The sequence below is a fragment of the Streptomyces sclerotialus genome, from assembly GCF_040907265.1.
Classification (GTDB): Bacteria; Actinomycetota; Actinomycetes; order Streptomycetales; family Streptomycetaceae; genus Streptomyces; species Streptomyces sclerotialus.
On sequence record NZ_JBFOHP010000002.1, the window covers coordinates 5,207,123 to 5,219,856 of the forward strand.

At 73.2% G+C, this 12,734-nt stretch carries 9 protein-coding genes; 1 reads left to right on the forward strand and 8 read right to left on the reverse strand.

Features of this window, described 5'->3' with window-relative positions; all coding sequences use genetic code 11:
* Window positions 1-95: 95 nt before the first annotated feature.
* The 4 genes from AAC944_RS23200 to AAC944_RS23215 all read right to left on the reverse strand — a co-directional run bounded on the left by AAC944_RS23200 (window position 96) and on the right by AAC944_RS23215 (window position 4,576).
* A complete protein-coding gene (locus AAC944_RS23200; RefSeq protein ID WP_030623138.1) occupies window positions 96-2,507 on the reverse strand; it encodes an FtsX-like permease family protein in 2,412 nt (803 codons plus the stop codon).
* Window positions 2,504-3,190 carry an ABC transporter ATP-binding protein gene (locus AAC944_RS23205; protein WP_368396417.1) on the reverse strand — a complete coding sequence of 229 codons (687 nt, stop codon included), beginning with the start codon at window positions 3,188-3,190 and terminating at the stop codon, window positions 2,504-2,506. The genes AAC944_RS23200 and AAC944_RS23205 overlap by 4 nt, the downstream gene beginning before the upstream one ends.
* A gap of 142 nt (window positions 3,191-3,332) precedes the next feature.
* On the reverse strand, window positions 3,333-3,623 hold the full coding sequence (locus AAC944_RS23210) for a type II toxin-antitoxin system antitoxin (protein ID WP_030623132.1): 291 nt from the start codon (window positions 3,621-3,623) through the stop codon (window positions 3,333-3,335).
* Window positions 3,620-4,576 (reverse strand): SPFH domain-containing protein, encoded by a 957-nt coding sequence (locus AAC944_RS23215; protein ID WP_030623129.1) that lies wholly within the window; start codon window positions 4,574-4,576, stop codon window positions 3,620-3,622. Before AAC944_RS23215 ends, AAC944_RS23210 begins: the two co-directional genes overlap by 4 nt.
* 248 nt (window positions 4,577-4,824) lie before the next feature.
* Here AAC944_RS23215 and AAC944_RS23220 point away from each other — a divergent pair, with 248 nt between their 5' ends.
* The gene (locus AAC944_RS23220) at window positions 4,825-7,068 is read left to right on the forward strand and encodes a transglycosylase domain-containing protein (RefSeq protein WP_078888938.1); all 2,244 of its coding nucleotides are present in this window, start codon (window positions 4,825-4,827) and stop codon (window positions 7,066-7,068) included.
* A gap of 78 nt (window positions 7,069-7,146) precedes the next feature.
* On the opposite strand, the gene AAC944_RS23225 is transcribed toward AAC944_RS23220, so the two are convergent.
* The 4 genes from AAC944_RS23225 to AAC944_RS23240 all read right to left on the reverse strand — a co-directional run bounded on the left by AAC944_RS23225 (window position 7,147) and on the right by AAC944_RS23240 (window position 12,691).
* Complete coding sequence (locus tag AAC944_RS23225) at window positions 7,147-9,552, reverse strand: SpoIIE family protein phosphatase (protein ID WP_030623126.1); 2,406 nt, start codon at window positions 9,550-9,552, stop codon at window positions 7,147-7,149.
* Window positions 9,553-9,599: 47 nt separating this feature from the next.
* Window positions 9,600-10,280, reverse strand: a complete 681-nt coding sequence (locus tag AAC944_RS23230) for a class I SAM-dependent DNA methyltransferase (RefSeq protein WP_030623123.1) — start codon at window positions 10,278-10,280, stop codon at window positions 9,600-9,602.
* Between the two features lie 267 nt (window positions 10,281-10,547).
* Window positions 10,548-11,240, reverse strand: coding sequence for a cytidylyl-2-hydroxypropylphosphonate hydrolase (fomD, locus tag AAC944_RS23235; protein WP_030623120.1), 693 nt, complete (start codon window positions 11,238-11,240; stop codon window positions 10,548-10,550).
* 56 nt (window positions 11,241-11,296) lie between these two features.
* Window positions 11,297-12,691 (reverse strand): class II fumarate hydratase, encoded by a 1,395-nt coding sequence (locus tag AAC944_RS23240; RefSeq protein ID WP_030623117.1) that lies wholly within the window; start codon window positions 12,689-12,691, stop codon window positions 11,297-11,299.
* Between the last annotated feature and the right edge of the window lie 43 nt (window positions 12,692-12,734).

A 12,734-nucleotide genomic window follows, 5' to 3' on the forward strand; every position in this document is an offset into this window, starting at 1 on the left:
ACCTTACGTCGTGGTGTTCGCCGTGTGTATACGTACCGTGCATAGCGAGGGGCGGGGGCCGCCCAGGGCCCCCGCCCCGCCCCCGCCGGGGCACGTCATTCCGTACGCAGACCGTCCGGCCGCATCATCCGCCACAGCGGCGGCAGGCCGGCGAGGGTCACCACCAGGACCAGCGCGGCGCCGGTCGCGACCGGCGGCCACAGCACCGACCAGTCCGGGCCGGACTTGCCGACCAGCCGCAGCAGGGCGACGCCCAGACCGCTGCCGCCCGCGACCGCCAGTGCCAGCCCGAGCCCGACCGGCAGCGCGGTCTGCCACAGCACCGACCAGCCCAGCGTCGCCCGCCGGGTGCCGAAGGCGACCAGCACCGACAGCAGCCGGCGGCGCTCGCGCAGCTGCTCCACCATGGTGACCAGCATGCTCGCGGCGATCAGCACTATGGTCGCGGCCGAGCCGGTCAGCAGGCCGGTGCGCACGCTCGCGTAGTTCTTGTCCCGCTCGACGTCCTGCAGCGCGGACACGCTGATCAGCGGGTCGATACGGGCCGCGGTGTTACGGACGTACTCGGCGGCGTCCGGGACCCGCGGGTCGGTCTTCACCATGGCGCGGGCGACGGGCGAGTCGAGCAGCCCGGTGTCCACGGCGGACGGGGTGGCGAAGATCCCGAACGCCGTGTCACCCGCCGGGTCCTTGCGGGATTCGACGGTGCGGGCCGTCTCCGGGATCGTCCACAGCCGCGGTGGGCCGTCGGGCCGCTCCGTCTCGCCGTTCAGGTTGAAGATCACTTGCGCGCCCGGGCGTGCGGTCTCACCGATGTAGGAGTCGTCGACCATGCCGGTGCCGTCGTGGACGATGAAGACGTCGCCGTCCCGGCAGGAGCCCAGGCGCGCCATCTCGCGCAGCGAGGGGCAGTCGCCGACGGTGAACCGGGTGCGCGGGACGAAGTCCTCACCCTTGCGCAGCGGACCGGGCCGGGCGGCGTCCGACTCGATCGCCGCGATGATGCCGCGTACGCCCTCCGTCCGCCGGAAATCCTTGATCATCTGCCGGGTGGTGCCGATGTCGGCGGACGGCAGCGACAGGTTCAGCTGGGCCCGGCGCCCGTCCTGACCGGTGACCTTCATGAAGTCGGTCTGGATCGCGGTGAGGAGCATCTGCAGGGCGATCGCGCCGGCCACCGCGACGGTGATCCCGCTGACCGCGCGGGCCGCACTCCCGCCGGACAGTTGCAGCCGGCGGGTGGCGAGCTGCCAGGGCACGGGGCCGCCCGAGAAGCGCGCCACCACCGCATCGACCGCCCACGGCAGCAGCAGCGCGATGCCGAGCAGCACCAGCACCGTGCCGCTCGCGAGGGCGAACGGCGGCGCCGCCTGCCCCGCACGGGCCCGGTCGGCCACGAGCAGCAGCGCGAGGCCCGCGACCGGCAGCGGCAGCCGCCACCACAGCCGGCGCCGCCGGGCCGTGCCCTGCCGTACGACACCCAGCGGCTCGATGGTGACGTCCCGCAGCGCGAAGAGCGTCACCGCCACCGCGGCGAGCGGCACGGCCACCACGATCAGCGCGGCCAGGGTGGGCACCGGCGTCAGGTCGGCGGGGAAGGCGTTGACGTCCCAGACCGTGACCGAGCCGATGAACCGCCGCCCGACGAGGAACAGCCCGGCGCCCACCACCAGCCCGCACACCGCGCCGAGCAGCGCCTCGCCCGCCGCGGTCCGCCGAGTCGTCCGGGCGTCGGCGCCGATCAGCCGGAGCGCGGCCAGCCGCCGGTCGCGGCGCTCGCCGCCGAAGCGGACCGCGGTGGCGATGAAGATCGCCACCGGCATCAGCAGTACGACGCACGCCACGACGAGCAGGACGAAGAGGACGGGGTCGAGCGGTTCGGCGGCGGACCGGGCGCCGAAGGACGCGAGGCGCTGCGCGCCGTCGGCCGTGGTGAGGGTGTCGCTGCCCGCGTAGTACGTCAGCTCGGCCGGGCCCACCAGCCCGGCGTCCCCGATCGTGCCGGTGATGCGGTGGTCGAGCCGGTCGCGCAGCAGCGCCCCTTCGGGGGAGGCCAGCAGCTCGCGCAAGGCAGGGGAGACGACCATCTCGCCGGGGCCCGGCACCTCGGTCACGCCGGGCGGGGCCGGCGGCCGGGAGCCGTCGGGGCGCAGCAGCGTGCCGTGCACCGTGTCACCGCGGTAGAGGGTGTCGGCCGTGGCCGCCAGGAGGGTGTCCGCCGCGCGGTGCACCGTCGCAGCCCCGGCCGGCAACTGGCGGGCCTGGCCGCGTTCCGCGCGGGACTGCAGGAGGTGCGGTACGGAGGCGGCGGCGAGCAGCAGGGCGACGCCGAGCCCGACGCCGACGGCCGTCAGCACCGTACGGGCCCAGCCCTCGCGGCCGCCGGTGACCGCGAACCGGGCGCCCAGGGCCAGGTCGCGCAGCCGGACGGCGGCGCCCGAGGGCGGTGCCGGGGCCGGTGCGGGCGGGGTGGTGCGGCCGCCGGGCCGCCGGCCGGTGGCGGTCATGCGCTGCCCGCCATTTCCCGTGCCGTGCCGTCGCGTACGACGACTTCACGGTCGGAATAGGCGGCGACGCGGGCTTCGTGGGTGACCAGGACGACGGCGGCGTGGGTGTCGCGGGCGGCATCGGTCAGCAGGCCCATGACGCGTTCGCCGTTGAGGGAGTCCAGCGCGCCGGTGGGCTCGTCGGCGAAGAGGACGCGCGGCCGTGCCGCCATGGCGCGGGCGACGGCGACGCGCTGGCCCTGGCCGCCGGAGACCTCACCGGGGCGGTGGCCCGCGACGTCGTCCACTTCGAGGCGGGTGAGCCATTCGCGGGCCGTGGCCTCGGCGGCCTTGCGCTTGGTGCCGTTGAGCCGCAGCGGCAGGGCGACGTTCTCCAGGCAGGTGAGTTCGGGCACGAGCTGGCCGAACTGGAAGACGAAGCCGAAGTCGCCGCGGCGCAGGGCGCTGCGCCGGGCGTCGCTGAGGGCGGTGAGCTCGTGACCGTCGTAGTGGACGGTGCCGGAGTCGGGGCGGACGATGCCGGCCAGGCAGTGCAGCAGCGTGGACTTGCCGGAGCCGGAGGGGCCCAGGACGGCGACGACCTCGCCGGGGTGGATCGAGAAATCCGCGCCGTCCAGCGCGGGCGTACGCCCGTACGCCTTGCGCAGGCCGCGGGCGGCGAGCAGGGATCCGGCCGGGGTCATGCGGGGGCCTCCGTACGCGCGGACGGCCTGGGGGGTTCCGTGAGCATGCGGCGCACACTACACGATGTGTATACATGCAGTGTATAGCTGGTCCGGGGGAAGCCCCGGAGGCGCTTCAGGCCTCCGGGGCGGGGTGCACCGGTCAGTCCTCGGACGGGCCGCCCGCCGGGCCGTCCGAGGGTCCGGCCTCCTCGGGCGGCGGCTGCGGGCGCTTCGGCGGGCGCCCCGGGCGCCGCATCGCCGCGGCGTCCTTGGGCAGCCGGTCCGCCTCTCCCAGCGCGCGGCGCAGCAGGAACTCGATCTGCGCGTTGACGCTGCGCAGCTCGTCCCCGGCCCACCGCGCCAGCGCGTCGTGGACGGCCGGGTCGAGCCGCAGCAGCACCTGCTTGCGCTGCCGCGGCCGCCGCGCCGGTGTCCCGGACTCCTCGCTCACTGGTACAGCGAGCCCGTGTTCAGGACGGGCTGGGCCGCGCGGTCACCGCACAGCACCACCATCAGGTTCGAGACCATGGCCGCCTTGCGCTCCTCGTCCAGCTCGACGATGCCCTGCTCGTTGATCCGGTCGAGCGCCGACTCGACCATGCCGACCGCGCCCTCGACGATCTGCTGGCGGGCCGCGACGACCGCGCCGGCCTGCTGCCGCTGGAGCATCGCCGAGGCGATCTCGGGGGCGTACGCGAGGTGGCTGAAGCGCGCCTCGATGATCCGCACGCCGGCCGCCTCGACCCGGGCGGTCAGCTCGGCGGCGAGCTTCTCGGTGATCTCCTCGGCGTTGCCGCGCAGCGAGAGGGCGTCCTCGTCGTGCGCGTCGTAGGGGTACTCGATCGCGATGTGCCGGACGGCCGCCTCGGTCTGGGTCGCGACGAACTCCAGGAAGTCGTCGACCTCGAAGAGCGCCTGCGCGGTGTCCTCGACCTTCCAGACCACGATCGACGCCAGCTCGATGGGGTTGCCGTACGCGTCGTTGACCTTCAGGACCGCGGTCTCGTGGTTGCGGACCCGGGTGGAGATCTTGGTGGCGCTGGTGAGCGGGTTGATCCAGCGCAGGCCGTCGGTGCGGATCGTGCCGACGTACCGGCCGAAGAGCTGGATCACCCGCGCCTCGCCCGGCGCGACCATCTTCACGCCGCCCATGCAGAAGAGCGAGACGAGCAGCAGCAGGATGCCGACGCCGATCATCGTGCCGCCCAGTCCCTTGCCGCCGTCCGAGGCGGTGGCGGCGCCGAGGATCGCCAGCGCGATGCCGGCGAGGACGCCGAGCACGGTCAGCAGCAGGCCGAGGCCGCCCGGGATGCTGTGCGCCGTCACCTCTCTGACCTGCGGCGCGGGCAGGGCCGGGGGGTCGGGCTCGGTGATGGCGGGCGGTGTGGGCGCGGAGTCGGACATGGGGTCCCCCGTTCCGTACGGCACTCCGTGAGAGTGCTTTCGCTGGTCTAGCAAAGTGATAGCTATTTAAGCGTGGCGGCCGACGGGGGCGCAAGCCCTGACGACGAAGGCGCCGAACGGTTGCACAGGAATGGGGTGCTGATTGTCACGTCCGGAAAATGGTTGATCGATGCGTATGTGATGACACCAGGGGGTTAGCTTCGGAGGCTGGGTTATTTGGGGGCGGAACGACTGGAGTGACGGAAGCGATGGGCCGAGCCGAGGCGAGACGGGCGCAGAAGAGGGGCAGGCGCCGGGCGAAAGCGAAACGACGCGCGGGCATAGGCCGCTTCTTCACCTTCAAGAAGCTGCTGGGGGCGTTCTTCACCGTCTGCCTGCTGGGCGTCCTCGGCTTCGTCGCCGCGTACCTGTACGTCGACGTGCCCAAGGACGGCAACGTCGAGGCCACCGCGCAGAGCAACGTCTACAAGTGGGCCGACGGGTCGGTCATGGTCCGCACCGGCAAGTACAACCGCGAGAGCGTGCCGCTGAGCGAGATTCCCAAGGCCGTCCAGCACACCTTCGTCGCCGCCGAGAACAAGTCGTTCTACGACGACTCCGGCGTCGACCTGAAGGGCACGGCCCGCGGCATCCTCAACACCCTGCGCGGCCAGGGCAAGCAGGGCGGCTCGACCATCACCCAGCAGTTCGTGAAGAACTACTACCTGACGCAGGACCAGACGATCAGCCGCAAGCTCAAGGAGATCGTCATCTCCTTGAAGGTCGACCAGAAGCTGAGCAAGAACGACATCCTGGCCGGCTACATCAACACCAGCTACTACGGCCGCGGCGCGTACGGCATCCAGGCCGCCGCCCAGGCCTACTACCGCGTGGACGCCAAGGACCTGACGGTCTCCCAGGGCGCGTACCTCGCCTCGCTGCTCCAGGCCCCCAACCAGTACGACTGGGCCGTCGCCACCGACGCCGGAAAGAAGCGGGTCAAGGAGCGCTGGGCCTACACCCTGGACAACATGGTCGAGATGGGGTGGCTCGACGAAGCGGAGCGCGCCGAGCAGAAGTTCCGGGTACCGAAGGAGCCCAAGCCGCAGCCGGGCCTGGAGGGCCGCAACGGCTACCTCGTCGAAGCCGCCAAGGCGGAGCTGCGCGCCCAGGGCGTCGACATCGACAGCGGCGGCGGGTGGACCATCACCCTCGGCATCGAGAAGGACCGGCAGCGCGCGCTGGAGAAGGCGGTCGACGACCGGCTCAACAGCAAGCTCGACCCCAAGGCCCGCGCGGCCGACGCCGACGCCCAGGCCGGCGCGGTCTCCGTCGACCCGGGCACCGGCCACATCGTGGCGATGTACGGCGGCAAGGGCTACACCGAGCACTACACCAACAACGCCCTCCGCGCCGACTACCAGCCCGCCTCCACCTTCAAGCCGGTCATCCTCGCCGCCGCCCTGGAGGAGGGCTCCACCACCCAGGACGGCACGCCGATCACGCCGGACACGGTCTACGACGGCACCAGCCGCCGGCCGGTCAAGGGCAGCGCCATCGGGTTCGCACCGCCCAACGAGGACGAGAAGGACTACGGCCCGATCTCCGTCCAGGAGGCGATGAACAACTCGGTCAACTCGGTCTTCGCGCAGATGGGCGTGGACGTCGGCCTGGACACGGTGCGGCAGACCGCGGGGCAGCTCGGCATGGACGCCGAGAAGATCTCCGGCCGCCCGGCCATGACCCTCGGCTCGATGGGCGCCAGCCCGAAGCAGATGGCGGGGGTCTACGCGACCCTCGACAACCACGGCAAGAAGGTCACCCCGACGCTGGTGACCTCGGCCCAGCAGAACGGGGACGACCCGGTCGACCTGCCGGACCCGGTCGGCGGCCAGGTCGTCACCCGGCAGACCGCGGACACCGTGACCTCCGTACTGACCGGCGTGGTCCAGGACGGTACGGGCACGGCGGTACGCAACACCAACTACGAGGTCGCGGGCAAGACCGGCACCTCCGACGACAACAAGTCCGCCTGGTTCGTGGGCTACACGCCCAAGCTGGTCACCGCCGTCGGCCTCTTCGGCGAGGACGCGGACCCGCCGCACCCGCAGGTCACCCTCAAGGGCGCGGGCGGCGGCGGCCGGGTCAACGGCGGCGGCTACCCCGCGGAGATCTGGGCCGCCTACACCGAGAACGCCCTGGGCGCCGCGGTGTCGGCCCGCTTCGACCTGGACACCGACATGGGTGCCGGGGTCGCCCCGCCGCCCAGCCCGACGCCGACCGAAACGGAGGAGTCCGAGTCCCCGTCGCCGAGCCCGTCGGAGAGCTCCGAGTCCGCCTCGCCCTCGCCGTCCCCGTCGCCCAGCGAGTCGGAGTCCGCCGAGCCGCCCGAGGAGTCGGCCTCCCCGTCACCGAGCGAGTCCTCGGACCTCCCGCTGCCGGGCGACGGCGACGAGGAGACGGACAAGGAGCCCGGCACCGGCAACGGCAGACACCCGATGCTCGGCGACTGATCCGGGAACGCAGCGCGGCCCCCGCCTCTCCGAAGAGGACGGGGGCCGCACCGCGTGCACGAGGGCCGGGCGGGGCGCCTACTCCCGGCCCGGCAGCCGCCGTGCCACGGGCGGCATCGACAGCTCGAACCACACCACCTTGCCGGTGCTCAGCCGGGTCGCACCCCAGCGCCGGGCCAGCCGGTTCACCAGGTACAGGCCCCGGCCGCCCTCGTCCGACGGGCGGGCCTGGCGCAGCCGCGGGAGCTGCGGCACGTCGTCGCCGACCTCGCAGCGCAGTACGTCCGTGCGCAGCAGCCGCAGCGTGATCGGCCGCTCCGCGTACCGCACGGCATTCGTCACGACCTCACTGACCAGCAACTCCACCTGGTCCGTCAGCTCTTCGAGCCCCCAGCGCTGGAGAGCCCTGCGGGCCAGCCGGCGGGCCTGCCCGGCGGTCTGCGCCTTCGGGTCGAGGTACCAGTACGCCACGTCGCTCGGCGCGATCCCGTCGAAGCGGGCCGCGAGCAGCGCGATGTCGTCGTCCCGGTCGCCCGGGCCGAGCATGTCCAGCACCTCGTCGCAGAGCGGCTCCAGCGGCGGCGGGTTCGGCCCGGTCAGCCGGGCCGTCTCCGTCAGCCGCTCGCGCAGCTGCTCTATGCCGGTCCACACGTCCCGTATCCGGGACTCCACCAGCCCGTCGGTGTAGAGGACGAGGGTCGCCCCGGCGGGCGCGTCCAGCTCGACGGCCTCGAAGTCGACGCCGCCGACGCCGATCGGCGCGCCCGGCGGCACGCGCAGCACCTCGGCCCGGCCGCCGCGGTGCAGCATGACGGGCGGCGGATGCCCGGCGTTCGCCACGATGATGCGGTGCGCGACCGGGTCGTAGACCGCGTACAGGCAGGTCGCCATCCGGTCCGTGCCGAGCCGCTGGGCCTGCTCGTCGAGGTGGTGCAGCACCTCCTGCGGCGGCAGGTCGAGCCCGGCGAGGGTCTGCGCGGTCGTGCGCAGCTGGCCCATGATGGCGGCCGAGGTCATCGAATGCCCCATCACGTCGCCGACGACCAGGGCGACTCTGGAGCCCGGGAGCGGGATCGCGTCGTACCAGTCACCGCCGACCCTGGCCGTCTCGGCGGCCGGGAGGTACCGGCTGGCGAGCCGGACACCGGTGGGCTGCGGGAGGGAGTCGGGCAGCATCGTGCGCTGCAGCGCGTCGGCGATGTACGCCTCGCGCCCGTACAGCACCGCCTTGTCCACGCCGAGCGCGGTGTGCGTCGCCAGCTGCGCCGCCACCAGCAGGTCGTCCGGCTCGAACGCGGGCCGGTCCGGGCGGCGCAGGAAGACGGCAGCGCCGATCACCCGGCGGCGGCCGCGCAGCGGCGCCAGGATGACGCGCTGGCCGTGCGGCATGTGCGTGCCGGTGCCGAGCAGTTCGGGCAGCGCCGCCTGCGCGGCCTGCGCCTCACCGAAGAGCGGGCGCACCCCGCGCAGCACCTCGGCCAGCGGCCCGCCGATGCGTACCTCCGCCAGCTCGGCCGCCGTCCCGCCCATCGCCGGGCCCAGGTCGGGCTGCGCGGGCAGGGTGGGCAGCCGGCCGCCGTTGGTGTCGGCCTCCTCGGGGATGCGGTCGGTGCGGCGCAGCCGCAGGACGACGGGCCCGGCCGGCCGCTCGTCGCCCACCGGCAGCGGGTCGCGCAGGTACACCAGGATCGCGTCGGCGAACGTCGGGACGGTCGCCCGGCACAGGCCCAGCACGATCTCGTCCAGGTCGATGCCGCGCGCGATCCGCCGGGTGGCGGCGCCGACGAAGCGCAGCCGGTCGCCGCCGGGCTGCCGTGCCGGCATCGGCTCACCCCCCTCGGCCGGATGCGCCGAGCGGGCCGGCGGCGCCTCCGGGCGCCCCGGCTCCTCGGCCTGCCGGCGTGTTCCGCCGTCGCTCCGGGCACGGCCGCGGCGCGGCCCCGCGGACGGTACCGCGGGGTCCTGCGGCCGCTGCCGGGCCCGGCCTTCGCCGCTGTCGCGCGGCCGTCCGACGCCGCCCGTGCCGCCGTTCTCGTGCGCGCCGGAGCCGCTGCCCGGCTCCTCGGCCCGGGACCGGGCCCGGCCCGCCGTGCCGTGTCCGGCGCCGCGGTCCCGGGCGGGGTCGCCGACGGGCTCGCCGCCGGGCCCGCCGGCCTGGGTGTGGCCGTCGGCGCTCTGCGCGGCATTGCGGTCGGCGGTCCGCCGGTCCCGTTGCCGCCTGCGCTTCTTCCCGCCGCGCCCCGGGGGCGCGGGCAGCTCACCGGAGCCTCCGGCGGTGCGCTCGGGCGGTCCCGCGGCGACGGAGCCGGGCAGGCCGGAGCCGGGCAGATCGGCAGGGGCGGGGCCGACGGGCCGCTGCAGGGCGTCGCGCGGATCGACGGCGCCGTGCGCCGTCGTCTCCGGCAGCCCCCGCGGCGCCATGGCCGGGGGCGCGGCCGGCAGGGGTGCCGGTCGCGAAGGGTGGGAGGTGGGGTGCTCCGTCACGCGTGGGATTCCATCCGTCCGGGGCTGCGCGCCGGGCGCGCTGCGTCTCAAGCGCGTCGCAGGTGCAGGAAGAGCTGGATCTCGGGTGGCACGTCCGTACTGGCCGGGGCATACGCATACGAGTCCTCCCCGGTGACTTCGAAACCCGCGTCGCGCACGACATGGCGCAAGTCGTCCCGCAGGTAACCCGATACCCGGATCGTGTGGCCCAGGAACGGAATCGGGTAGTCGTCCACGTCGGACTCGACCATCGACAGGGCGAGCAGCCCTTCCGGCCGCAGGAGTGTGTGCAGCATCCGCAGCGCGTACGGGATTTCCGCGCGCGGCAGCATCAGCAGGGAGAAGAAGGCGGCGGCACCGTCGAACGAGCCGGGGCCGCCGAGCCGGCCGTCCCGCAGGTCGGCGAGGTCGAGGTGGTGGAACTCGGCGGAGGGAACGTTCTCCCGCGCCATTTCGATCATGGTGGCGGAGATGTCGACCCCGACGACGTCGTGGCCGGCCCCGGACAGCTGCTGGGCGGTGGGCAGGCCCGTGCCGCAGCCGACGTCCAGCACGCGGGAGCCGTCCGGCAGCGCGGCGGCGAGCCAGGCTCCGGCGGCGCGCTGCCCCTCCTTGTGGGGGAACGCGCTGTCGTAGGCCGAGGCGATCGCGTTGAACGCCTCGGCCTGCCCGGCCCGGTCCAGTGCTAACCGGTTCAGGCCCTCGTACCCGTCGTAGCTGTCGCTCACGACCCCGCCCCTCCTGCGACCGCGGTCAAGTTCGGTTTCCAGTTCTGGAGTTGCGTCTGTGCCTTCTCGGCCCTCTTGCGGAGGACGATCCTACGTTTGAACCCGTGGGGCGCAGCAAGGGGGCTCGCCCCTGAGCATGGCATCAAAGGGAACGCATGTTCCCTGAAGTCCCTGTAATTCGGGCGGTTCCGTCACGCTCGAGACCCGTCACGTCACTCTCGCGGGTGCGGATTCCGCACAAGCGGCCGCTTTTTGAGGCGGCGTCGCTCACGAGGGGGAGCGGCCGGGTACCCGGTCCCAGTCGTCCGGCAGCGCCGGCAGGGTCCACTGCGGGTCCGGCCGCCAGTGCTCCCAGCCGTCCGCGAACGGCGCGCCCCACTCGGTGATCTGCTCGACCGCGGCCCTGGCCGCCGCCTGCACCTCCCCGGCCTGCGAGGCCGGCATCAGCCCGTCGGCCTGCGCCTGCGCGAACTCGTCCTCGTCCCGCCACTCCCAGTGCCGGTCCGGGTAGACCGCGATGTCCAGGAAGTGGTCCTCGGAGTCCACGCCGCCGGACCACCGGCGGCGCGGCTCCTCCAAGTTCACGTACCAGTTCTTGAACTGCCAGCCGCGCTCCCAGAAGAGCCAGACCGACCACGGATCGCCGGGCCGCGCCAGCTTCAGCACGCCGGTGCCGAACCAGCGGTCCCGCACCACGCGCCGCGGCTTGGTGTACCGGCTGGCCAGCGGCTCACGGCTGACAGGGGTACCGTCGGCGAGCACCGGCTTGACGCAGACGGTGCCCGGCGCCATCCAGACGGCGAGCAGCTCGTCGGTGTCCTGCACGACGGTGACGGGCCGGCAGATGTGGAAGCGGTCGGTGGCATTGCCGCGATAGCGCCACAGGATGTGCTCGCCCGGCGCCCAGCGCGCGGTTCCGGACGTATGGCCGTCCCTTGTCTCCACCGTATCCGCTGTCATGCGCAGATCTTAGGGGCGGAACCGCCGCGCCGCCGTGACGTGGGCCGCAGCGACCGTCACGGATGCGTCATGCGCAGCACGTCCAGCGCCTCGTCCAGCTGGGCCTCGGTCAGCACACCCCGTTCGACGTATCCGGACTCGATCACCACCTCGCGGATGGTCTTCCGCTCGGCCAGTGACTTCTTGGCCACCTTCGCGGCTTCCTCGTACCCGATGTACTTGTTGAGCGGGGTGACGACGGAAGGGGAGGACTCGGCGTACTCACGGGCCCGTTCGGCGTTGGCCGTGATGCCGTCGACCGTACGGTCCGCCAGCAGCCGCGAGACATTGGCCAGAAGTCGCACCGACTCCAGGACATTTTTCGCGATCACCGGCAGCATCACGTTGAGCTCGAAGTTGCCCGCGGCGCCCGCCGTGGCGACCGTCGCGTCGTTCCCCGTCACCTGCGCGGCGACCATCAGCACCGCTTCGGGAATGACCGGATTGACCTTCCCCGGCATGATCGACGAGCCGGGCTGGAGGTCGGGCAGCTGGATCTCCGCCAGGCCCGTACGGGGTCCCGAGGCCATCCACCGCAGATCGTTGGCGATCTTCGTCAGGCCGACCGCGATCGTCCGCAGCTGGCCGCTGGCCTCCACGATGCCGTCCCGCGCGCCCTGCGCCTCGAAGTGGTTCCGCGCCTCGGTCAGCGGCAGCCCGGTGGTCCGCGCCACTTCGGCGATGACCGCGGCGGCGAAGCCGGGCGGGGTGTTGATGCCCGTACCCACCGCCGTACCGCCGAGCGGCAGTTCGGCGAGCCGGGGGAGGGCGGCCCGCAGCCGCTCGACGCCGTACCGGACCTGCGCCGCGTACCCGCCGAACTCCTGGCCCAGCGTCACGGGCGTGGCGTCCATCAGATGCGTCCGGCCCGACTTCACGACCTCCTTGAACTCCTCGGCCTTGCGCTCCAGGGAGGCGGCCAGGTGCTCCAGGGCCGGGATCAGGTCGGCGGTCACGGCGGCGGTGGCCGCGATGTGGATCGAGGAGGGGAAGACGTCGTTGGAGGACTGGCTGGCGTTGACGTGGTCGTTGGGGTGGACGTCCCGGCCCAGCCGCTCGGTCGCGAGCGTGGCCAGCACCTCGTTGGTGTTCATGTTGGAGGACGTGCCGGAGCCGGTCTGGAAGACGTCGACGGGGAAGTGGTCGTCCCAGCGGCCGTCGGCGACCTCGGCCGCGGCCTCCTGGATCGCCCGCGCGACGTCCTCGTCCACCACCCCCAGCTCGGCGTTGACCTTGGCAGCGGCGGCCTTGATCCGGGCCAGCGCCTCGATGTGCGCCCGCTCCAGCCGCTGCCCCGAGATCGGGAAGTTCTCCACGGCGCGCTGGGTCTGGGCCCGCCACTTGGCGTCGGCGGGAACCCGTACCTCGCCCATGGAGTCGTGCTCGGTCCTGTACTCAGTGCTGTCGGTCATCGTGGGTGCACCTCCATGACGAACAGCATCGCGTGGATCTTCC